We start from the raw sequence: 23466 nt of genomic DNA, 5'->3' as shown, positions 1-23466 counted from the left end.
GTAGGATAGTTGTTACCGTAAGTGGTCCTACCAGAAGGTTGTGAATGTATCTACAGGGAGAGAACAGATGAAAAGTGCATTAGTTGTAGAAGGTGGCGCTATGCGCGGAATATTTGCGGCTGGCGTACTAGATAAATTCATGGAGCAAGACTATTACCCCTTTGATTTTACGCTAGGGGTGTCCGCTGGGGCGACAAATTTGTCGACTTACGTTTCCAAAATGCAAGGCTTGAGTAAAACTATTATCACCCAATATGCAACGAAGCGAGAGTTCTTCAGTCCGCTTCGTTTCATAAAAGGTGGTCATATGACAGATGTTCATTGGTTATGGCATCATTCAAAGCAATCAATGAACATTCCCTCTCCAGGTGAAAAGAGCAGTATGCCCTTGTTCGTGGGTATTACGAATGCAGAATCAGGTGAATGTGAATATATTCAGGCCACAGAAACTAATGTAGACGAATTGATGGTAGCGTCTTGTGCGCTACCTACCGCATATCGAGATGAAATAATCATTAACGGTACGCGCTACCTAGATGGCGGAGTTGCAGATGCAATACCTGCAATTAAAGCTTATAACATGGGTGCAAGGGACATTACCGTAATACTTTCTCAACCACTTGGGTTTACTAAGCCTGAAGTAAAATCAACCTGGTTGATGCAAAAGATGTATGGAAACCAACCCGCAATTCTAGAAAAAATGCTTAAGCGTGCGACCATTTATAATGAAACCCTCGATTTTCTTAAACAACCACCGAGCGACTGCATCATTCGAGTAATAGCACCAGATGAAGCTTTCTGCGTTAAACGACTTACTATGGATAAGAAGAAGTTATTGAAAGGTTATGGGCAGGGTAGGCGTATGGCCCGACGTCATCTTAAAAATCTTAATTCAAATGCCGATGGTTTAAATTACCAAATAGCCTAGAGAGTCCGCAGCAATTACACGAAAGCCCTGTATGAATTTAGCAACAGTTATCATTAAGAGCTTGGATATCATCCAGGCTTTTTTTTGTTCGTAAAGAAAGTCAATATTTACAGAGGGTTATCGTGTTTCAAAATGGCAACACACTATCGGGCTTATCGTCTATAGTTTATTTATTACCTTCAATTCTTATCAGTTCTTGGCCCTAATCAGACAATTGATCTGGCAAAACAACTACTAGCTCCTACAATAAGCCAAACGCACCAAACCCTATTTTTTATCATAACTAGTTGATAAGAAGCGTGTTTATCTTTTACATGTTATTAAAGATGTAAACTTTGCACCGAACTTGCAAAATTTTCACACTCTTGGTCTGCAATTTGCTGTAACCTGAACAAGATTAGTTATTTTCTTTAATACGTTAATTGCAGACACGTGAAACGCTTGCCAATATAAGAAAAGCGTAAAGTTGTAGACGAGAAAATGGCATTTAGCGCATTAAATGGCCTGATTTATAGGGTTATGCTAAGGCGTAAACCAATAACTGATTACCTGCAACAACGTATCGGTCACGATGACGTCGCTGTAGGCTTTATGTATTTGTTCTAATACTTATGATTAATTTTTGTGGTTACGCGTAGCAGCTTGTTTTAAGTCGTGGCAGTATCAAACTCAAATAATAAAAAGCTAATAAAAAGTGCAAATAGCAAATCAAAAAATTTCGATTGGGCTAGTTAACCCAAAAAATCCAGTCAATGTAGCATCTATTTTACGGGCTGCAGGATGCTACGGTGTCGCTAGCGTATTTTATACGGGGCAGCGTTATCGTTTCGCTAAAGACTTTAATGCAGATACGAAAGCGTTTCATAAGGTTATTCCAACGGTTGGCGTTGATAATTTACGGGATGTTGTACCAGAGGGGGCGTCCGTAGTTGCGGTTGAACTTGTTGAAGGCGCTGAGCCTTTACCAACGTTCGAACACCCAGAAAATGCCTTCTATATTCTAGGCCCTGAAGATGGAAGTGTAGGCGAAGACACTCTATCGTGGTGCGACCACGTTGTTTATGTACCCACGTATTCGTGTATGAATTTGGCGGCAACAGCGAATGTTTTACTGTATGACCGCCTATCTAAGTCTGATTTTGTAAGTGGGGATGCGCTTATCAGACAAAGCCGAGATACCAATAATAAGACAAAGATAAAATAGCGTTTTAAATATTAATTTAAAACAATATACCAAAGGCTACTGCTGCGAACAGGAAGTTACCCACAAGCCTAATAATTAAGATAAATTAGGGGACTTTTGCGTTGAAAACAACAACAATGAGCGCTGCTCGTGCGCTAAATAGTGCTGTAACTAACAAGTTAAACCAGTTACCTCGACAACTGCTTAAAGCATTTCCACGCCGATTGTCACTTGAAGAAACTATTACCAGCTTCTTTTTTAGCCGTTATGAACTCGTTATAGCTAACGAAGAAAATGAAAAACAAGTGAGCTATAAAACCCGTCATAAAGTTTATTGCGAGGAAATGAAGTTTGAGCAAAAAAACGCGGCAGCCATTGAAAAAGACAAATACGACGATCGCGCAATCAACTGCTACATAAAACACCGACCAACAGGCGAATGCGCAGGTACCATCCGTTTGGTCTTGCCGACCGAAGCAGGGTTATCGCTGCCTTTAGAAGAAAAGTGCGCAGGTGCTTTTGATGACGGTTCATTGCTTCCCTCTAGTTGCGACCCTACGAGCATTTGTGAGATATCAAGATTGGCAATTCCAAGAGAGTTCAGAGTTCGCCAAATGCGCTCGAAAATCCTGCCTGCCGATAAGCTTGAAAAGATAAAACAAAAGAAGAGTACACCCTTTAACGTAGAGCACTTTCCTTATCTTTCTATTGCGCTGTATTTAATGGCAACCAGTATCTGCCAACACTTAAATATTAAGCATGCATACGTTTTGATGGAACCCAAATTAGCAAGAAGAATGAAAGCATTTGGTATTCATTTCAATCCAGTAGGAGATGCCGTAGAGTTTAACGGCAAGCGTGTTCCCTACAGGCTATCTACGAACGTATTATTAGAAGACTTAGCTAAGCCGCTAAAAAGTTTTCACAAGAAGATCCACAGTAAGCTTGATGATGCGTTACACGCTATTGCAACTGTTCCGACACATACCGCTCCTCCCATACAGAAACCATTGCGTGTGGCACAAGCGGCTTAGATATTGTTGTAAAGCCATTTTTAAAAGCCGTCCTCTAGGGCGGCTTTTTCATTTCTGAATACGTATGCATGTTTTTTAACATACATTTAACGCGTATCCTGTTGGCATCATTTACATTTTTGTCACGAAAACTATGTTTAATAAAAAGTCGGGTTTTTCCCTTAAGCCTCTATCTGTTGCTATGCTTTCCTTGGGTTTGATGGCGTGCACTGGTCCGTCGCCATCAGCAAATAATCAAACACACGAGGGCAAAGGAAGTAAGCCTTCAGCATCAAATCAACAAAGTGATATGTTAACGCATACGGATAACAGTGAAAGACAAGGTAAACCTGTGGTCTATCAGGTATTCACTCGACTATTTGGAAATACTAATTCTACTAATCAGCCTTGGGGTACGATCGAGCAAAATGGCGTAGGCAAATTCAGCGACTTTACCCCTAAAGCTCTTGAAGCCATCAAGGCTCTAGGCAGCAGTCACATTTGGTATACCGGTGTACCGCATCACGCCGTAATCAATGACTATACTGACTTCGGTATATCAAATGACGACCCAGATGTAGTAAAAGGCCGCGCTGGTTCCCCATACGCTGTAAAAGATTACTACAATGTTAATCCTGATCTAGCTGATAACCCAGCAAAGCGCCTAGAAGAGTTCGAAGCCCTGATTGAAAGAACTCATGCTGCAGGTATGAAAGTCATTATCGATATTGTGCCTAATCACGTTGCCCGTGATTATCATTCGCTGTCTGCCCCTGAAGGCGTAAGTGATTTTGGTGCAACAGACGATACGTCTGTAGAGTATGCCCGCGATAACAACTTTTATTATGTCGTTGGCGAAGCATTTAAAGTGCCCACCGCTGACAACTACCAAGTGCTAGGTGGCGCACCCCACCCATTGTCAGACGGTAAGTTCGATGAGTTTCCTGCAAAGTGGACAGGCAACGGCGCAAGAGCTGCGCAGCCAGATATTAACGACTGGTATGAAACGGTAAAGGTTAACTATGGAGTTAAGCCAGACGGCACTTATGATTTTCCCTTGCTACCTGACGAATACAGTCAAAAATCTATCGAAGAGCACGCCGCGTTTTGGCAAGGGAAAGATCTTCCAGACTCATGGTACAAATTCAGAGACATTGCCCATTATTGGGTTGACAAAGGGGTCGATGGATTCCGTTTTGATATGGCCGAAATGGTACCAGTAGAGTTCTGGTCTTTTCTCAACAGCAGCATTAAGCAAAAAGCACCTGATGCATTCTTGCTGGCAGAAGTTTATCAGCCTGACAAATATCGCGATTACCTTCATAAAGGCAAGATGGACTATTTATACGACAAGGTAGGCTTTTACGATACGCTAAAAGCAATTATGCAAGGAAAGAGCAATGTAAGTGACCTGGTCGCTGTTCATAAAAAAGTCAGCGATATTGCACCACACATGCTGCACTTTTTAGAGAACCATGATGAGCAACGTATTGCTAGCCCTGATTTCGCAGGTAGCGCTGAAAAAGGTAAGCCAGCACTTGCTGTGAGTACGCTTATAAGCAGTTCTCCAACGCTGCTTTATTTTGGCCAAGATGTGGGCGAAGACGGTAGCGAAGAGACAGGCTTTGGCGACCCAACGCGTACGTCTATTTTCGATTACGTTGGCGTTCCTGCTCATCAGCGGTTTATGAATAATGGAAAATTTGATGGTGGTCAATCTACAAAAGAAGAAAAAGAACTGCATAAGTTTTACAAACGCGTGATGTCTATCGCAGCTACTAACCCGGCCGTTGTTGGAGAATACCAAAGCCTCCATGCGCTCAATCTCGGCGTCGAAAATTCAGCGTATTCGGAGCAGCAATTTACATTTGCTCGTGTACAAGATGATCATGGTTTCTTGGTTATCGCAAACTTTAGTGATGCACCAGTAGGGGAAATAGAATTTACAGTACCAGCAAGCGTATTAAGTGCAAATTACAAAACGATTAGCCTTAAGCCACTTCTCTCTCATGACGGCATTATCTTAGAAAAAGGTGATGTTAACTACAGAGCCTCGTTATCACTAGATGGGCTAGAGACGAAAGTATTTGCCTTCTAGATAGTGTGTAAAGCTATAAACGAAATCTAATGCTAGAGATTTTATTTAAACGAGACACCCTGTGTATTGACTTGGTGTCTCGTGAATACGTATGCAGAGCATTGGTCAGTCAGGCTATGCAATGTAGTATCTCGGTAATATTTTGCACTTAACGTATTTTTAACATCGGTGTCTATATGTTTAATCGCAACCGCGTAACTAATGCTATTTTCCCATCACGCAGTGTCTCGCTCTCACTTGTTGTTAGCCTTGCTACTTTATTTCCAGCATTTTCTGCTTTTTCTTCACAAGAAAGTAACCTAGACGTTTATCCACCTAACTGGTGGGCAGGCATGCAACATACTGAAGTAGAACTGATGATTTTTGGCAAAGACGTTGCTGATGATAAGGTTTCCGTGTCCGAAGGGCGTGTGCAAATAAAACAAAGCAGAGCACTTGATAGTGAAAACTATCTTTTTGTAACGCTAGATATTGCCGACGCGAGTCCGCAAGAATTGGTGTTATCGTTAAAAGACGAGGACGGTAGTTCACGGGACATTCACTATTCATTGGAAAAACGTGCTAAAGGTTCGTCAGCGAGAGAGGGCTTTGGGCCAGAAGATGCCATATACCTAATTGCCCCCGACCGGTTTGCTAATGGCAGTTTAGAAAATGACAACGTTGATGGTTATCAGGATAAGGTCGATAGGACTTTTAAAGGTGGGCGCCACGGTGGTGATATCGAGGGCATTGCTAATAACCTCGACTATATAAAAGAGATGGGCTTCACCCAAATATGGACGATGCCCATGCTTGAAAACGCAATGGAAAAGTACAGCTACCATGGCTACTCTACCACCGATTACTACAACATTGACCCGCGCTTTGGCTCTAATGAGACGTTTGTTGAACTAAGTAACAAAGCAAACGAAAACGGTATCGGCGTTATTATGGATATGGTGCTTAATCATATTGGTAGTGAGCATGTATGGATGGAGGATACACCGTCTTCTGATTGGATAAACAATAACGGACAGTTTGTCGGTACTACCCACAAGCGTGAATCGCTTCACGACCCTCACGCCATAGCGAGCGATATCAAAGGATTTAGCGACGGTTGGTTTGTACCAACAATGCCAGATCTCAACCAGCGCAACCCACATTTAGCAAATTACTTAATTCAAAATGCCATTTGGTGGGTAGAAACCGCAAATCTGAGCGGCATACGAGTAGACACTTATTCATACCCTGATAAAGGGTTTTTAAGTCAGTGGACCAACCGTATTATGAAGGAATATCCTAACTTCAATATTGTCGGGGAAGAGTGGTCGGTAAACCCTGCTATCACAGCCTATTGGCAAGCAGGCAGCCAGCGACACGATGATTATGATAGCGCGTTGCCTTCTGTGATGGATTTCCCTCTTCAAACTGCAGTTGTTAAAGCGCTTAATAGCGATGAAAGCTGGAATTCTGGGTTTATTACCGTTTACGAAACCTTAGCTACTGATTTCTTGTATGGTGACCCTAATAATCTGGTTATCTTTCCGGATAATCACGATATGAGCAGAATATTCACCCAGTTAAACAACGACAAAGCTAAATGGAATATGGCAATGACGCTGTTTTTAACAACACGCGGTATACCTCAAGTATTCTACGGTACTGAGATTTTGATGGGCAATGAAGGGACAGAAGACCATGGTATTATTCGCTCTGACTTTCCTGGCGGGTGGCCATCGGATAGCGAAAAAAATGCGTTTAGCGGTAAGGGCCTTTCTGGCGACGAGCTGTGGGCGCAAGAGCGTATAAAAACCTTATTAGCGCTGCGCCAAACTCATCCTCAATTATTTAAAGGTGAGCTTAAACATTATGCGCCTGTAGACGGGGTTTACACATATTTTCGAGTAGCTGAGGATACAGCACAGAAGCTTATGGTTATCCTTAATAAAAAACCGGTAGATTTGCCTTTACCAAAGTACGCAGAGGTATTGGGTACGGATGTATCAATAACTCGCGTGAGTGACGGCCAAACATTTAACGCCTCTGAAACCATAAGCCTTCCTGCTATGTCGGCTAATGTTTTCATTGTGCAATAACCGTATCAATTAAAGTAAAACAATAAATAGAGCAAAATATGCAAGCAACTCAACCACGCCTTTCTTTTTGGCAAATATGGAATGTCAGCTTTGGCTTTCTGGGTGTTCAATTTGGTTTTGCACTGCAAAACGCAAACGTCAGTCGGATCCTATCGGACCTAGGTGCAGACCTTCATTCACTATCGCTATTTTGGCTTGTAGCGCCCATTATGGGCTTGATAGTACAGCCTATTGTTGGCTCGGCATCGGATAGAACCTGGAATCGATTAGGTCGCCGTCGGCCGTTTATACTTGCCGGTGCGCTTGCTGCAGTGGTAGGTATGATCTTATTACCCAATGCGCCGATCTTCGTTGCCTTCTTAGCACCTATGCTTATGGGGGCCTTAATGGTTGCACTGATGGATGCATCGTTCAATGTGTGTTTCCAGCCGTTCCGCTCACTGGTATCCGATATGGTACCAGCGTCACAACGCAACATAGGTTATTCAATTCAGTCGCTTCTTATTAATATCGGTGCGGTTATTGGTTCTATATTGCCATTCGTTCTAACCAATGTGGTAGGGCTGGAAAATACCGCTCAAATGGGAGAGGTTGCGCCTTCGGTAATGTGGGCATTCTACATCGGTGCGACTGTACTACTAGGTACGGTTATTTGGACCGTTATACGCACTAAAGAGTATGCGCCACAAGAATATAATCGCTACAAGGGCCTTACCGATGAAGCAACTTTAAATGAAAGTAAGGCTAAAGCACCGCTTAGCCAACGTTTAGGTGAGTTTTTTGCTCTAGTTAAAGACATGCCTACCACCATGAAACAACTGGCAGTTGTTCAATTCTTCTCTTGGTTTGCGCTTTTTATTATGTGGGTTTACACCACGCCAGCTATTACTCAACATATTTGGAACGTTGACAAGCAATGGTTTGACCCTGCTTATATTGCTGCGGCCCCTATGGTGCCAGAGACTATTGTTATGGCAAAGGGTGCTGCTGGCGACTGGGTAGGCATACTTTTCGCGGCATATTCTGTGTTCGCTGCAATCTTTTCTATTTTCTTAGCAAAGCTGGCTGATAAATTTGGTCGTAAAACAGTGTACGCTTCGTCTTTAGCGCTTGGTGGCTTGAGCTATGTAAGCTTCTTGCTATTTCAAGACCTTACTATGGTGAACGTAAACCTGCTTATTACTGAAGTGACAGTGCCACTAGGTGCAGTAAAACTTCTTATTCCAATGATAGGCGTGGGTATTGCGTGGGCGGCTATTTTAGCTATGCCTTACGCTATGTTAGCCGGCGCATTACCAGCGAATAAGACCGGGGTTTACATGGGTATATTCAACTTCACCGTGGCAGCACCGCAAATTGTTTCAGGCCTAACGGCTGGGTGGATCTTAAGCAGTGTATTCGATAACGATGCCAAGTACATTATTGTGGTTGCAGGTGCTTCTATGCTAATTGGTGCCGTGTCGGTCTTCTTTGTTAAAGAGTCTGATAAACAAGAACTTGAAGCGGAGCAGGGAGCTTAATATGTTATTTAAACGTTCAGCAATTGCATTAACGATAGCTGGTTTGCTTTGTTCGGCTTGCACCAGCACGGCGACATCGTCTTCAGACAAAAAAGAGATGCATACTTCACAGCCTATTGTGGGTACCAGCACGCCCTTTGCTAGCGAAGCGGTGTACTTTGTAGTAACAGATCGCTTTGTCGACGGTGACCCTAAGAATAACCACGAAGATCAGGGTGGTGAACACCCTACTTGGCAGTTGCCGCTTGAAGGGCCCGACGGTAAAAAAGCCTATGTGGGTTATATGGGCGGTGATTTAAAAGGCATCTTAAATAACGCAGATTACATCAAAGATATGGGGTTCACCGCGGTATGGATGACACCTGTACATGATAACCCTGACTATGCGTTTAATGGCGACGAGCCTATTACGTACGGCGGTGCATTTAAAGACGGCGGTAAAACTGGCTATCATGGTTACTGGGCAACTAACTTTTATAAAGCGGATGAGCATTTAATTAGCGACGATTTGAGCGTAAGTGACTATACCGCACGGATGCGCCAGCACGGTCTTAAATCAGTGTTTGATATCGTTGCAAATCACGGCACACCCAGCTTTACCATGAAAGAAGATTTGCCAGGTTATGGTGAGCTTTACGATAAAGATGAAAACTTAGTTGCTGACCATCAAAACCTAGCACCTGAAGAGTTAGATCCTGAAAACAATCCGCTACATAGCTTTTTCCATAATTATCCAGACTTAGTAAAGCTTTCAAACCTAGATGATGAGAACCCAGAAGTTCGGGATTATTTAATTAACAGTTACCTTTATTGGATATCGCAAGGCGCTGATGCATTTAGGATAGATACCATAAGGCACGTGCCGCATTCATTTTGGCGTGAAGCGTCTGACCGTATTCGCAAACAAAACCCAGACTTCTTTATGTTTGGTGAAGCGTTCGACTACGAAGCTAACAATATTGCGCAGCATACGTTACCTAAAAATGGTGGTGTAAGCGTTCTAGACTTTCCTATGCAAAAAGCCATGGTAGGCGTGTTTGAAAAGCCGCTAGAAAGTGATTTTGCAGACTTAGAAAAGGTACTATATCTCACTCACGGCCCTTACAATAACCCCTATGAACTAACCACCTTCTATGACAACCATGATATGGCGCGCATTAATGCAACAGATGAGGGGTTTATTAACGCGCACAACTGGCTGTTTACTGTTCGCGGTATACCGGTTGTTTACATGGGCTCAGAAATCGGTTTCATGCGCGGTACGGCTGAGCATGCTGGTAATCGTAACTACCTTGGCCAACAGCGTATCGATCAGGCTAAGAGCCATCCTATTCAGCAGGCGCTAACAAAAATCGCCAATGTGCGTAAAAACACTGTTGCCTTGCAACGCGGTGTGCAGGTAAATCTGGAACTTAGCGGCCATCGCGCGGCATTTTACCGCGTTATCGATACCAAAGATGCGCATCAAACAGCGCTAGTGTTGCTAAACAAGGGGGATAATGCCCAAACGTTTGAGGTGAGTAACCTAATGCAGTCGGGCGATTGGGTAGAACAATTGTCTGGGCTAACCCAAAACGTAGAGAACGGCGCTGCGTTAAACGCTACCGTTAAAGCTAATGGCGTTCAAGTGTGGGTTCGAGAAGGCAAGCCTAGTAACCCTGCGTTACTCACTCAAATTGAACATCAACTTGCTCGTCAGTAAAAAAACAACGAACGCAATAAACTGAAAGTCAAAAAAAGCCCCGAGCGTTAAACGTTCGGGGCTTTTTTATGGAAGTAATAGCTATTCAAAAAGGCACAAGTTAACGCCGTTTATTCGCTGCCACAAGATTGGCGTACAATGATGTCTGCGGGCATTAAGTAATCCTCCACCTCTTCATTGTTTATTGCTTTCAATAGGGTATTTACCAATAGTTCACCAGCAAGCTTTGTGTTTTGCTGTACCGTGGTGAGCGAAGGCGTGGTGTAAGCAGATACGGCAATATTGTCGTAACCTACCACAGCTACATCGTCCGGAACGTTCACTTTCGCTTGTCGAAGTGCGCGCAAAACACCCATAGCAATAAGGTCTGATGCACAGACAATAGCTTCAGGTAGTTCGCCAGATTGTAGCAATGACTTGACCGCTTCAAAGCCTGCATCTTCGGTAGAAATGGCGTTACGTTGGGCACTTGATTGCGCCAAGCCATGAGATTCTAATGTTTTAAAATACCCATCGAAGCGCGCTTTAAATTCCGGTGCGTGCTCGCCATTGTCGCCAATAAAGGCAAACGATGTTTTACCCAGTCCGATGAGGTGAGAAGTAATGCTTTGGCCACCTTGATAGTTATCACAGCCGATACTGACACCCGGGTGGGCTTCATCAGGTGCCCCCCAGCGAACAAAATGCGTACCTTGCGATTCAAGCTGAGCAACTTTGTTCTGATAGTCAGTGTAGTCACCGTAGCCTAACAATATAATACCGTCAGCCTTGTTTGAATCTTCGTACTCCGCATGCCAGTCGTCTTCTAAGTTCTGAAATGATACGAGGAGATCGTAGTTTGCTTGCGCACAAGCGCGAGTAATACTACCGAGCATCGCTAAAAAGAAAGGGTTAATCATCGAGTCGTCAGATGTTGGATCTTCAAACAAGAGTAGGGCAATTGTGCTGCTCTTTTGTTTTCTTAAATTACTGGCGTTCTTATCTACCTTGTAATTAAGTTCCCGGGCGATGCGCTGAACGCGGTCTCGAGTTTCTTGGTTAACCAGCGGGCTGTTGTTGAGCGCTCGCGAAACGGTTGATTGAGAAACCCCTGCCAAGTGGGCAATATCAAAAGAGGTTGCTTTTTCTTTCATAAACACCATGTTTTGCTGCTACGACAATGTTGTCGCCAGATTAGATTACCATATTTTTCATATATCGCGCGCTTTTTGCTAATGCTACTGGAAATTAATGAAGCTTTACTCCTGAGTTTTGTTTCAGCAGGTGCTAGCGTGGTTTTTATAGTGCGCTTCATATGTAGATCGCTCTTAAATCAATCACTTGTTAGGCTTCTTTGAATAAAACATGGTTGAAGTAATTGCGAGAGTGTTATACTCAGCGAGATTTTGAAATATTACGTGCATAAGGGGAACAAGCGAATGGCCGAGACTGAACACCGTCCGACCAATTTTATCCGTCAGATTATTGATAAAGACCTGGCTAGTGGTCTACATGACGCTATTAAAACTCGGTTTCCACCAGAGCCGAACGGCTTCTTACATATTGGTCATGCCAAGTCTATTTGCTTGAATTTTGGTATTGCACAAGATTACACAGGTTCGTGCAATTTGCGCTTTGACGATACTAACCCTGCAAAAGAAGACATTACGTTCGTTAATTCTATCAAAGAAGACGTTCAGTGGCTGGGATTTACGTGGGATGGCGAAGCGCGTTATTCATCGAATTATTTTGACCAACTACATGCGTATGCGGTTGAGCTTATCGAAAAAGGTTTGGCTTACGTAGATTTTTCTGCGCAAGAAGTGATGCGCGAAATGCGTGGTACGCTAAAAGAACCTGGTCAAAACAGCCCTTATCGCGACACCGACGTTGAAACTAACCTTCGCGAATTTGCCAAGATGACGGCAGGCGACTACAAGGAAGGTGAGTGTAGTTTGCGCGCCAAAATCGACATGGCGTCGCCATTCATGTGTATGCGCGATCCGGTAATTTACCGAGTCAAACATGCACACCATCACCAAACCGGTGATAAATGGTGTGTATATCCAATGTACGATTTTACTCACTGCATATCTGATGCTATTGAGGGGATCACGCATTCATTATGTACCTTAGAATTCCAAGACAATCGTCGTCTTTACGATTGGGTTATCGAAAATATCTCAATTGACTGTACGCCTCGTCAGTATGAGTTTTCACGTCTTAACCTTGAGTACACGGTATTAAGCAAACGCCGTCTTATTCAACTAGTCGATGAAAATCATGTAAGTGGGTGGGATGACCCCCGTATGCCTACTATAGCGGGCTTACGCCGTCGTGGTTATACACCAGGCTCTGTGGTTGAGTTCTGCAAGCGAATTGGCGTGACCAAGATGGACAATATGGTTGAAATGTCTATGTTGGAAGCCTGTATTCGCGACGACTTAAATGCTAACGCACCACGTGCGATGGCCGTGTTAGACCCAATTAAGCTTGTTATTGAAAATTACGATGAAGGGCAGACAGAAACGCTTACTGCACCGAATCATCCTAATGATGAAGCCATGGGTACACGTAGCATCAGCTTTAGCCGCGAAGTGTATATTGAAGCAGAAGACTTCCGTGAATCGGCAAACAAAAAGTTCAAACGTTTAGTACTAGATAAAGAAGTACGTCTACGTAACGCCTATGTCGTTAAAGCTAATCGCGTTGAAAAAGACGAAGACGGCAATGTAACTACTGTTTACTGTACTTACGACCCAGATACATTGGGTAAAGATCCAGCTGATGGGCGTAAGGTGAAAGGCGTTATTCACTGGGTAGACGCAGCTACGGCACAGGCAGCAGAATTTAGACTGTATGACCGTTTGTTTAATGTGCCTAATCCGGCGGCAGAGGAAAACTTTACCGATGCTATTAATCCTGACTCTTTGGAAATCAAACAGGGCTGGGTAGAAGCAGGGTTGGTTAACAATGTTCCTGAAGTTGGCGCCTGGCAGTTTGAACGCACGGGTTACTTCTGTGTAGACAAAGACAGCACAGACGACAAGCCAGTTTTCAACCGTACAGTAGGTCTAAGAGACACATGGGCAAAAATGGGCGAGTAATTTAACTATTGATTACGCGCTATTTGCTTAAATGAAAAAAACCGCTTAAGTGCAGACTTAGGCGGTTTTTGTTTAAAGAAGCATGAAAATTAATTGGCTACTTTGGCTGGCAATCAAGAGACTGACCATTTACTTCCTTACTTTCATCACCCATTAGGTAAAGATACATAGGCATAATATCTTCTGGTGTTTTTAATGTTTCTGGGTTTTCTGCAGGAAAAGCTTGTGCACGCATATGAGTACGGGTACCGCCTGGATTAATACAGTTGAAACGCAGCGACTTGTTCTGATATTCATCAGCGAGGGTTTGCATTACACCTTCTGTAGCGAACTTGGATACAGCGTATGTTCCCCAGAATGCGCGACCTTTTCTTCCTACACTCGATGTAGTGAAAATAACTGATGCATTTTCGGCTTTTTCTAATGCCGGGATAAGGGCCTGCGTCATATAAACCATACCATTTAGGTTTACTTGCATTACGTCTTGCCACTCTTGTGCATCAATATCTTTAAATGCACTTAGGTGTCCTAAAATGCCGGCATTGTGAAGGACACCATCTAATCGACCAAATTGGTCAATAATGGTCTGCGTCATCTGTTGATAATGAGAGGGCGTTGCACCTTTTATATCTAAAGGAACAATGGCAGGTTCCTGACCGCCGGCTGCGATAATATCGTCATACACGGCCTCAAGTTTAGATACGGTACGACCTAATAAAATACAAATAGCGCCGTGCTCGGCATAAGTCTTTGCAGCTTGTGCACCAATCCCATCGCCAGCCCCGGTGATAAGAATAACTTTATCGCGTAGTAAATCCGCTGGTGCGTTGTAATCGTTCATCGTCTTCCTTTAAAAGGTTAATTTGTATCGCGTTGCATAGGGCGTTAATACCCAGCTTAGAATATAACTGCAAATGATACCCAGCCTAGCGTACAAGTAAAACAATGAATGAAAAATTCTTCAAACGTAAAAAAAGTTAACAAAAGTAGTTAACAAAACTTTGCAAAGTTGCAACAAAGTCAATAAGATTGAGGAAGATACAACTGGTCTAACATGTTTAAAACTATCAACTACACCTGTAAAGACAGGGTAGACCAAGCTACTTTTAATAGAGTTAGGTTTTAGACACAGAATAACAACAATGCTTGTAGGGAGTAGAGATGAGAAAACTCGTATTAAGTTCCAGTGTGGCCCTTGCGCTGGGTCTAGCAGGCTGTGGTGGCTCCGATGAAACCCTTTCCGACATTCAAGCCGAAACAGAAGTTCAAACACCATTTTCACGAATTGTTTTCGACCCAGCTAATGGGAACCTAAACATACCCAACGACCTTCTAATGCTTCCGGGCGATGACGGTTTTTTTGATTACACACTGAATATACCGGTCGATGACCCTACAGATTTCGCTGACCCGCAAAATGCTCTTAACGTGTTAGACGGTTGGTCAACTCAACACCCGTTTGTAATTAACGTAGATACGCCTGTCGGCGCATCGCTTGACGAAAGTACGCTAGCATCTGGCGTACTATTATTTGAAGCAACATTAGGCCTTGATCAAAGTGACCCGGAATGTGCGCAAGTAACAACGCCTTCTGCAGGATGTAAACTTGGTGATCAACTTACCTTTGGCGTCGATTACGTACTTAGCCTAGCCGATAGTAACACTATAACGTTTGTTCCTTTAAAACCGCTTAAACCTGCTCAGGGTTATATGCTGGTTATGACCACAGATTTAAAAGATTCGTCTGGCAAATCAGTACAGGGCTCAACTACGTGGGACTTAGTAAGACAAGATATCAACACTAACCCTTTATCCAGTGATGCACAGCTTCAAATACAGGGGTTAGTTAATTCATTAGTTAATCCTGTAATAGGCGCCGGTTATGACCGTGAAGACATTACTTATGTCTCTGCCTTTACCACTCAGTCTACCGCCAACTCTCTTGATACTATTAAAAAGGTAATGATAAGCGGTTTTGCACAACTTGCCGCCGGGGGCGACCCGTCAGCAGCAGCTGCACTTCCAGCTATAACCGTCAGCGATGTTTCTGCTGCGCCAAATGCCATGGAAGCGTTAGGACTAGTTAACGAAACTGTTGTAGCGGGCGCGGTTGAACTTGGTAGACAAGGTCTGCCTGATAATGTTCAAGCGGCTATTGATGCGACTGACTTTAGTCTACTCGAAACTTGTGCAGGCCTTGCTGGTACTGTGTCAGGTCAACTATCTGCTCAGTGGGGGGCGTTGAACGAATTTGCTGTTGGCGTATCAACAGGCATTCTAGCGCAAGCAGGACCATTTTGTGCGGCGCAACGTTATGAAGGTAACATCGCTTTGCCTTATTTCTTAGGTGTACCAAGTGCTGAAAACCCATTAGCGCCGGTAAATGATTTTTGGAAAGCAGCGTGCGACAGTGGCATTGTGTTAGCTGGCGCATCGCAAGAGTTGCTAGCTGATGCTCAGCCAGGTCCGAATGCAGAAATATGTACTTCCCTTGGGCTTGCTGATGTTCGTATAAATGGCGAAATGCTAGACAGCGCGAGAAACATTACTAAATTTAACCCGTATCCACAGCCAACGGGTGGAAATATGGGCATGGAAACGTTAGACGTGCAGGTAACTATTCCAGATCCTGCAATTGCGGGCGCTCTAGGCTTCCCAATTAGCATGCCTGAAGCTGGCTGGCCGGTGGTTATTTTGGCCCACGGCATTACCAGTCAAAAAGAAGACATGCTTGCGATTACCGGTACTTTATCTCTAGCAGGTATTGCATCAATCGCTATTGACCAACCTCTACACGGTAGCCGAGGCTTTGATCTTGATGGTGACGGTACTGATGACTTAAACGCTACAAGCGTAAGTGCTACACACTATATGAACCTTGCTAGCCTACCAACTGCACGTGATAACTTGCGTCAAAGTGTATCTGACTTGCTAGGCCTGCGTTTAGGGCTTAATGCTGTTGTAGATACAACCGCAGCACAAAATGTCAAATTTGATATGTCACGTGTGTCTGTTATGGGTGTGTCGCTAGGTGCAATGACTGGTGGTAATTTTGCCGCGGTTGCAAATACATCAATGGGTGGCGATTTAGCAGCGCTTGACGGTATGTTCGCTGTTAGACAAGCTTCTCTTGAATCTCCAGGAGGTGGTGTAGCGCAATTCTTATTAGAGTCTCCTTCATTCGGACCTCTAATTAAAGGCTTGTTGCTTTCACAGGCGTCAGAAGACTTTGTTGCATTGCTAAACCAGCTTTATGAAACAACTGATGTCACTGAGGAGCAGCTTAGTGCGGCGGTTTCTATCTTTGAAGATAATCTAACTGCAGAGCAAGCAGCTGAAGTAAATGCAGTATTTGCAGAATTCGCATTCGCTGCGCAAACAGTAATGGATGCAGGTGATCCAACTAACTATGCACAAACGCTAGGAAGTAATACACCTGTTCACATGATGACGGTTGTAGGTGACGGTAGCGAAGAAAACCTACCTGATCAGGTAATTCCAGTTTCAACAGCATTGCCTCTGTCAGGTCAGCTTCCACTAGCAGCGACAATTGGTTTAGAGCAAGTTACTACTACTCAAGGTCCAGGTACAGACCCAATTAGTGGTGTTGTTCTGTTCAATAGTGGTGCGCATGCTTCTAGCTTAAGCCCTGCAGCAAGCGCAGCGGTAACCACAGAAATGCAAAAAGAAGTAGCAGGGTACATTGCGTCTGACGCACTGGCGCTTCCAATTTCTGATGAGAGTGTCGTTGCAAACTAGTTACCTATAGTTTGCTCGACAAAGCAGTGTTACACCTGCTTACATTTTAATGAGTTAAAGCCGGCTTCAATGCCGGCTTTTTTGTCTTAACGACTTAAATGTTATTTGAATGTGGCTGCATGTTAATGTAGTGTAAATTAAAGGTCCGATCAGTCTTATTGACACTAGAAATCAACATATTGAATAAACATAACTTACGAAAAAACGGACTATCTCATTCATCATTAGGGAATATTTGCGATGACCAATCAAGGCACATTTAATACTAAACGAACGCTTATTGCGTTTACACTCGCCGGGCTATTAACCGCATGTGGCGATAACGACAACGACTTCTCAGATATAGAGCAACCAGCGCCGCCCACAGTTATCACACCTGAACCTGCGCCTATACCTATTCCTGCTTTTGCACCAGACGGTACTTTGTCAGCTGACATAACATGGACGACCTACGGTGTCCCGCACGTAAAAGCTGATAATCTTGAGAGCATGGCCTATGGGGTGGGGTACGCATTTGCAAGAGATAACCTTTGCGTACTGGCTGACCAAATTGTTAAATACAACTCAGAGCGTGCCAAGTTTTTCGGCCCAGACCAAGTGCCTGGTAGCGGCGACTCTGAGCACCTTATCAACGACTTTGGCTTTTTAACACTTGGTATTAGGGAGCTCGCTGAAGAGAATTTACCACGTTTGTCTGCAAATTCTCGCGCAATGTTTAAGGGTTATACGGCAGGGTATAACAGGTACTTGAATGAAACCCCTTTAGATGAGCAAGATCAAAGCTGTGCAGGACAGCCTTGGGTAACAGAAATTGATAGCGTTGACCTTTTAACATACTCCTTAGGCGTGGCGCTTTTACCCGGCGCTGCTAATTTCTTAGGTCCAATGTTTATTGCCGCGCCACAAGGTGAGAGCTATTTACCAACTCCTGCCGAGTCATCAAGTGTAGTTGCCTCTTCATTAAAAATATTGCCTACAGTGGGTTTGCCAGATAGAAATCCACAGGAAATGGGTTCTAACGGGTGGGGGTTAGGAAGCGATAAAACGGCAAATGGGAAGGGAATGGTATTAGGTAACCCCCATTTCCCTCACACCGGAAACTTGCGTTTTTGGAACTTCCACGCTCAAGTTCCTGGCCATCTAAACGTAACCGGTAGCTCCCTTACGGGTTTACCAGGTGCAGTAAACATTGGTTTCAATGAAAACGTAGCTTGGACCCACACATTCTCCACAGCTGAGCATTTCGTTGTGTATCAGCTAACCCTTGATGAAGGTGATGCATCAGGCCTTACCCATTTAGTTGATGGAAGCAAACGCACTATCTATGAAAAAAACCTTCAAATTGACGTTGCTGTAGGTGGCGGGCAAACCATCAAGCTAAATAAGACTGCCTATTACACGAACTACGGCCCAATGATTGAAGTTCCGGGTAATTTTGATTGGAATGCTAGCAATGCGTTTGCTATTAAAGACGCTAACCTGCCTAATTTTGATATTGTCGATCATTGGCTGGCCATGAATATGGCCACATCAATGGATGAGTTTAAACAGGCGTTCAAAGACTATGACGGGGTTATTTTTAATAACACCATGGCTGCGTCAGCTGATGGTCAAGTATTTTATATCGACGACTCTACAGTGCCGAATTTAACTGAAACGGCTATTGAACAATTAACAACGAACCCGCTGCTTATTCAAACGAAAGCCGCTGCTGGTTTTACCGTATTACCGGGTAATATTTCTCAGTTCGACTTTGAAGGCCCGGTTCCTTATGAAGAAGCGCCGAAGTATGAAGGCACTGACTCGGTACAGAATTCAAACAATAGCTATTGGTTAACTAATCTAAACTCTCCCATCGTTGTCAGTAATCCGCTATTTGGAAATGTAGAGAATCAACAGTCATTACGCTCACGAATGGGGCAGCAGTTTATTGAAAATGAGGCTGGGAGTGATGGTACTTTTACCCCCGAGGAAGTTGAGGGGCTATTACTTAATAACCGAAGCTATCTAGCAGAAAACATATTGCCATCTTTGCTTGAACTATGCGCTGAACAAGGTGATACGCCGGTAGATGTAGACGGAGTTAGTGTTGATGTATCACAGGCCTGTGCGGCCTTAGAGGACTGGGATGGTACAATGAACCTTGCGAGTACTGGTGCACACGTCTTCAGAGAATTTGCTTTTCAGTTTAACCAAGCTCCGCAGTGGGAAGTACCGTTTTCTCTTGATGCCCCTGTAACTACGCCATCAGGTTTAGTAAAAAATGATACTACCCTTGAACAATTGGCGCGAGCTACGCAGGTGATCGAACAAGCAGGGGTAGCCTTTGATGCCCCGCTGGGTGAAGTGCAATTTGTCGAACGTAGCTTACCAGATGGCTCTGCCTCAGGTGTTAAGCTACCGTGGGCTGGTGCTCATAATATTGAAGGTGGTTTTAACGTATTTAGTGTAAGTGGCAACAGTAATGGTACACAGTTACCTAAACATAGCTACGAAACAATTAACGATAATACGGCAATGAGTGCTGAAGCTGAGGGCTATCACATTAACTATGGTACAAGTTGGGCGATGGTTATTAACTTCACTGATGAAGGGCCAAAGGGCCGAGGTATACTAACGTACTCACAGTCTCGTAAGTTTGGCAGTGAACATTTCTTAGACCAAACACAGCTTTACTCTACACAACCTACACTGCGGGATATCTATTTCACTGATGAAGAGGTTGAAGCAAATAAGATTGAGCAGGTTAACCTATCGTCAGAATAAGATGAGACTGGTATTATAACGCGATTACATCAGCGGCTTTGCCTTAAATTGGGTAAGGCCGCTCTTTACGTTGTGGGTAAACAACGTTGCTTACCCGTTTATTTTACTAGGAGTAAAGTTTGGAGTTTTTGTACGAATACGGTTTGTTTGTTGCCAAAGCAGTAACGTTAGTTATCGCCTTCGTTGTTGTTGTATCAACCATAGTTGGTTTAGCAAGCAAACAGAAGCAGGGGAAAGGGCAACTTGAAATCGTGTCTATTTCTGAGCAATTAAAGGACATTACAAACTACGCGAAAGAAGTCCTTTTAGATAAAAACGCATTAAAAAAATTAGCTAAAGAACAGAAGAAAGAGTCCAAAGCGAAGAGCAAGGCTAAAAACAAAACGACAGATCAGGGTGACGAGTCAAAGAAGTCTCGTTTATATGTTATCGACTTTAAAGGGTCTATGGATGCCAATGAGGTCGAGCACCTGCGTGAAGAGATCACTGCAATCTTATGTGTGGCAAATAAAGAAGATGAAGTTTTAGTACGTCTTGAAAGTGGCGGTGGCGTAGTACATGGTTACGGACTTGCTGCGTCGCAATTACAGCGCATTAAAGAAAAGGGTCTGAAATTGACCATTGCCGTAGATAAAGTTGCGGCAAGCGGTGGCTATATGATGGCGTGTGTTGCCGATAAATTGTTGGCGTCACAGTTTGCGTATATCGGTAGTATTGGTGTTCTAGCTCAGCTACCTAACTTCAATAAATTGCTGAAGAAAAACGACATAGAATTTGAGCAGCATACTGCCGGAGAGTTTAAGCGTACGCTAACGATTTTTGGTGAAAATAACGATGAAGGCCGCGCCAAGTTTAGAGAGGAAATTGAAGAGATTCATGTGCTCTTTAAAGATTTTGTGCAAAGTCAACGCCCAGAAATGGATATAGACAAAGTAGCTACTGGTGAGTATTGGCCAGGAGTTAAAGCAAAAGCACTTGGCTTGGTTGACGACATCACCACCTCCGATGACTACATTCTTTCGCATTACCCGGCACGCGAAATTTTCAGCGTTAAGTATGCTGTGAAGAAAAATGTTGCGGAAAAGCTTGGTATGTCGGCAGCTAATGTTGTTGAGCGTGTGTTTATGAAAAGCATGAACAAAGCGCGTCATTGGTTTTAATAGCTATAAACCATCTGTGTTTGTTGCGGCATGAACATAACACCGTTAATAAGCACAGATGGACGTAAAATTTTTAACCGACAAAAGATAATAAAAAGAATATGGCACGGCATACTAAAAACGATATATTAGATGCAGCGGAATACTTGTTTTCTCAAAGTGGGTTTACCCAAACCTCGATGCGGGAAATTACTGCCAGAGCAGAAGTAAATCTAGCGTCGGTGAATTACCATTTTGGTAGTAAGAAAAACTTAATACAAGCGGTGTTTAAGCGATACTTTGATGAGCTTATGCCACAAGTTAAGACTTGCTTAGACGCTCTCCCGCCTATTGAAGGCGCTAAAGGCGTTGAGCAGCTTTTATATTCGCTTATCCCTCCCATGTTAAATCTGAATGCTATATCCGAGCAGGGCACAGCCACCTTTGTAAAATTGCTAGGCCGGGGATACAACGAAACACAAGGGCACTTGCGTAAGTTCCTAATGCATGATTATGGTGACTGTATACGCGCCCTCGTAGATGCTATCAGACGCTGTTTACCTGAACTTCCAGAAGAAGAGCTATTCTGGCGACTGCATTTTGCTATGGGAAGTTTTGTCTTTTCGATGGCATCGAGTCAGGCATTAACAGAAATCGCTGAATCCGATTTTCATAAACACGTAGATATAAAAGAAGTCATCCAGCATCTTGTGCCATTTGTCGCGCAGGGACTTGCCGGTAAATAAACCACTTCTATAGCTAACGTAAGAACAAAGCGCTAGTCCCCTCAAATGGAGACTAGGCATAGTGTGAAACAAGCGTTATGAGAAATGCTTGTTGAACCTAGCGAGGAAGGGTCGCGCCAGGTGCTTCAGCGTTTAGCTTTTCAGCCCAAAAATCCTTAACCGAAAAACCTGATTTGTTGGAAGCACGTGCTTTTTTCTTAGCAGGTTTGGCTTTTGCTTTGGTTTCGCTTTTCTCTTTCTTTGCTTCTGTTTTTTCAGACGAATTCGATGCTAGCGATTCTGCCATTTCCTGAAGCTGTGCTAAGCGCATATTTTTGCCGCCATCTACGCTGTACCAACCGCTCTTACTTTCAATAGTCGGCGCTTTGCCATTAGCTTTTTTATAGGCTTCAGTGAAAGCCGCGATAACTGCATCTTTGTCTAAGTTTGCCATGCTTTTTTGCTCTTTATTTTGTTAAGATGACGAACGTTTTTGTCTTGTAATACCAATAAGTGACAGCTGATTGATTAAAGCGCAACACGTTACCGCTAAAACGAATAAAAAGTAGGCAGTGATTTAAACAATCCACTTTTTTCCCGTTTTCCTGCGATAAGCGTTTGTCGACTTATAGGTGTTATACGAAACGTTCGCGTATTTTATAGCGTTTTTTTAACAATTTGTCTAACTTTCAACCGGAGGACTTGTGTCTATTACCCGCCTAGAACTACAAAATTATCTTGATGGAATGTTAAGGGTTAGCGAAATCAGCGATTATTGCCCAAATGGCTTACAGGTAGAGGGCACAAGCAAAATAGAGAAAATTGTGACAGGCGTAACTGCATCTCAGGCTTTAGTAGATGCGGCGATAGAAGCTAACGCCGATGCGCTTATCGTGCACCATGGTTACTTTTGGAAAGGTGAATCGCAGGCTGTGACTGGCATGAAAAAGCGCCGTCTTTCTACTTTACTAGCCAACGATCTAAATTTGTTTGCTTACCATCTTCCTTTAGATGTTCACCCAGAATTTGGTAACAATCGTCAGCTTGCGTCTCTTCTCGATGTTCAAAATGTAAGTGCAGTCAGCGGCGTAAAACCTGTGGGTGTTGTTATGCAAGGAAATTTTGAGGAAGCAATTGAAGGTGCGGCGTTACAAGATAAATTGCAGCAGCTGTTAGAACGAGATGTGCTAATTGAAGGGCCTGCTTCAAAACCAATTACGACACTTGCTTGGTGCACTGGCGGAGGTCAGGGATTCATAGAACAAGCGGTTGAGTTAGGTGTAGATGCATTTATTACCGGTGAAGTATCTGAGCAAACCGTGCATACAGCAAGAGAAATGGGTATTACTTTTTTTGCGGCTGGCCACCATGCTACCGAACGCTACGGCGTGAAGTCTTTAGGTGAACATATTGAGCAGCAATTCGGCGTACCTGTTGAGTTTATTGATATCGATAACCCTGCATAGCGAAGT

Annotated in this window: 16 protein-coding genes; 13 read left to right on the top strand and 3 right to left on the bottom strand. The window is 43.6% G+C overall.

All coding sequences use genetic code 11. The features are described from left to right. Positions 1 to 67: 67 nt before the first annotated feature. From IW644_RS07780 to IW644_RS07750, 7 genes are all read left to right on the top strand, one after another. The gene (locus IW644_RS07780) at positions 68 to 928 is read left to right on the top strand and encodes a patatin-like phospholipase family protein (protein ID WP_269917134.1); all 861 of its coding nucleotides are present in this window, start codon (positions 68 to 70) and stop codon (positions 926 to 928) included. Positions 929 to 1622: 694 nt separating this feature from the next. After that, positions 1623 to 2132, top strand: a complete 510-nt coding sequence (locus IW644_RS07775) for an RNA methyltransferase (RefSeq protein ID WP_179983403.1) — start codon at positions 1623 to 1625, stop codon at positions 2130 to 2132. Positions 2133 to 2233: 101 nt separating this feature from the next. Continuing rightward, complete coding sequence (locus IW644_RS07770; RefSeq protein WP_269917133.1) at positions 2234 to 3145, top strand: PEP-CTERM/exosortase system-associated acyltransferase; 912 nt, start codon at positions 2234 to 2236, stop codon at positions 3143 to 3145. A 133-nt stretch (positions 3146 to 3278) separates the two neighbouring features. Beyond that, positions 3279 to 5222, top strand: coding sequence for an alpha-amylase family protein (locus IW644_RS07765; protein ID WP_269917132.1), 1944 nt, complete (start codon positions 3279 to 3281; stop codon positions 5220 to 5222). 176 nt (positions 5223 to 5398) lie between these two features. Further along, positions 5399 to 7297 (top strand): glycoside hydrolase family 13 protein, encoded by a 1899-nt coding sequence (locus tag IW644_RS07760; RefSeq protein ID WP_269917131.1) that lies wholly within the window; start codon positions 5399 to 5401, stop codon positions 7295 to 7297. A 38-nt stretch (positions 7298 to 7335) separates the two neighbouring features. After that, the gene (locus IW644_RS07755) at positions 7336 to 8817 is read left to right on the top strand and encodes an MFS transporter (RefSeq protein ID WP_269917130.1); all 1482 of its coding nucleotides are present in this window, start codon (positions 7336 to 7338) and stop codon (positions 8815 to 8817) included. A 1-nt stretch (position 8818) separates the two neighbouring features. Continuing rightward, positions 8819 to 10519: an alpha-amylase family glycosyl hydrolase gene (locus IW644_RS07750; RefSeq protein ID WP_269917129.1), complete on the top strand. Its 1701-nt coding sequence runs from the start codon at positions 8819 to 8821 to the stop codon at positions 10517 to 10519. A 110-nt stretch (positions 10520 to 10629) separates the two neighbouring features. Here IW644_RS07750 and IW644_RS07745 read toward each other — a convergent pair whose 3' ends face one another. After that, positions 10630 to 11652, bottom strand: a complete 1023-nt coding sequence (locus tag IW644_RS07745; RefSeq protein WP_269917128.1) for a LacI family DNA-binding transcriptional regulator — start codon at positions 11650 to 11652, stop codon at positions 10630 to 10632. 285 nt (positions 11653 to 11937) lie between these two features. Here IW644_RS07745 and glnS point away from each other — a divergent pair, with 285 nt between their 5' ends. Then, complete coding sequence (glnS, locus tag IW644_RS07740) at positions 11938 to 13605, top strand: glutamine--tRNA ligase (RefSeq protein ID WP_269917127.1); 1668 nt, start codon at positions 11938 to 11940, stop codon at positions 13603 to 13605. A 97-nt stretch (positions 13606 to 13702) separates the two neighbouring features. Here glnS and IW644_RS07735 read toward each other — a convergent pair whose 3' ends face one another. Beyond that, positions 13703 to 14446: a YciK family oxidoreductase gene (locus IW644_RS07735; RefSeq protein WP_269917126.1), complete on the bottom strand. Its 744-nt coding sequence runs from the start codon at positions 14444 to 14446 to the stop codon at positions 13703 to 13705. A gap of 320 nt (positions 14447 to 14766) precedes the next feature. Between IW644_RS07735 and IW644_RS07730 the strand changes: the two genes are divergently transcribed. The 4 genes from IW644_RS07730 (at position 14767) to IW644_RS07715 (ending at position 22015) form a co-directional block, all read left to right on the top strand. Continuing rightward, the gene (locus tag IW644_RS07730) at positions 14767 to 17364 is read left to right on the top strand and encodes a VolA/Pla-1 family phospholipase (RefSeq protein ID WP_269917125.1); all 2598 of its coding nucleotides are present in this window, start codon (positions 14767 to 14769) and stop codon (positions 17362 to 17364) included. Between the two features lie 240 nt (positions 17365 to 17604). Beyond that, entirely contained in the window at positions 17605 to 20130 is a 2526-nt protein-coding gene (locus IW644_RS07725; protein ID WP_269917124.1) for an acylase, read from the top strand. A gap of 119 nt (positions 20131 to 20249) precedes the next feature. Then, positions 20250 to 21290, top strand: a complete 1041-nt coding sequence (gene sohB / locus IW644_RS07720; RefSeq protein WP_269917123.1) for a protease SohB — start codon at positions 20250 to 20252, stop codon at positions 21288 to 21290. Positions 21291 to 21391: 101 nt separating this feature from the next. Beyond that, on the top strand, positions 21392 to 22015 hold the full coding sequence (locus IW644_RS07715) for a TetR/AcrR family transcriptional regulator (RefSeq protein ID WP_179983413.1): 624 nt from the start codon (positions 21392 to 21394) through the stop codon (positions 22013 to 22015). Positions 22016 to 22112: 97 nt separating this feature from the next. On the opposite strand, the gene IW644_RS07710 is transcribed toward IW644_RS07715, so the two are convergent. After that, positions 22113 to 22448, bottom strand: coding sequence for a hypothetical protein (locus IW644_RS07710; RefSeq protein ID WP_269917122.1), 336 nt, complete (start codon positions 22446 to 22448; stop codon positions 22113 to 22115). A gap of 250 nt (positions 22449 to 22698) precedes the next feature. On the opposite strand from IW644_RS07710, the gene IW644_RS07705 reads away from it, so the two are divergent. Further along, a complete protein-coding gene (locus tag IW644_RS07705; protein WP_269917121.1) occupies positions 22699 to 23460 on the top strand; it encodes a Nif3-like dinuclear metal center hexameric protein in 762 nt (253 codons plus the stop codon). Positions 23461 to 23466 lie beyond the last annotated feature (6 nt).

The sequence above is a fragment of the Alteromonas sp. PRIM-21 genome, from assembly GCF_027563165.1.
Lineage (GTDB): Bacteria > Pseudomonadota > Gammaproteobacteria > Enterobacterales > Alteromonadaceae > Alteromonas > Alteromonas macleodii_A.
Note: the sequence above shows the minus strand (reverse complement) of the source record. Positions and strands in the feature narration are given on the sequence as shown.

Excerpts from the sequence above, each read along its gene's own strand:
- IW644_RS07780 (WP_269917134.1), top strand. The coding sequence starts at position 68 with ATGAAAAGTGCATTAGTTGTAGAAGGTGGCGCTATGCGCGGAATATTT.
- IW644_RS07725 (WP_269917124.1), top strand. The coding sequence starts at position 17,605 with ATGACCAATCAAGGCACATTTAATACTAAACGAACGCTTATTGCGTTT.
- IW644_RS07735 (WP_269917126.1), bottom strand. The coding sequence starts at position 14,446 with ATGAACGATTACAACGCACCAGCGGATTTACTACGCGATAAAGTTATT.
- IW644_RS07760 (WP_269917131.1), top strand. The coding sequence starts at position 5,399 with ATGTTTAATCGCAACCGCGTAACTAATGCTATTTTCCCATCACGCAGT.
- IW644_RS07765 (WP_269917132.1), top strand. The coding sequence starts at position 3,279 with ATGTTTAATAAAAAGTCGGGTTTTTCCCTTAAGCCTCTATCTGTTGCT.
- IW644_RS07750 (WP_269917129.1), top strand. The coding sequence starts at position 8,819 with ATGTTATTTAAACGTTCAGCAATTGCATTAACGATAGCTGGTTTGCTT.
- IW644_RS07710 (WP_269917122.1), bottom strand. The coding sequence starts at position 22,448 with ATGGCAAACTTAGACAAAGATGCAGTTATCGCGGCTTTCACTGAAGCC.
- IW644_RS07755 (WP_269917130.1), top strand. The coding sequence starts at position 7,336 with ATGCAAGCAACTCAACCACGCCTTTCTTTTTGGCAAATATGGAATGTC.
- IW644_RS07730 (WP_269917125.1), top strand. The coding sequence starts at position 14,767 with ATGAGAAAACTCGTATTAAGTTCCAGTGTGGCCCTTGCGCTGGGTCTA.
- IW644_RS07715 (WP_179983413.1), top strand. The coding sequence starts at position 21,392 with ATGGCACGGCATACTAAAAACGATATATTAGATGCAGCGGAATACTTG.
- glnS (WP_269917127.1), top strand. The coding sequence starts at position 11,938 with ATGGCCGAGACTGAACACCGTCCGACCAATTTTATCCGTCAGATTATT.
- IW644_RS07745 (WP_269917128.1), bottom strand. The coding sequence starts at position 11,652 with ATGAAAGAAAAAGCAACCTCTTTTGATATTGCCCACTTGGCAGGGGTT.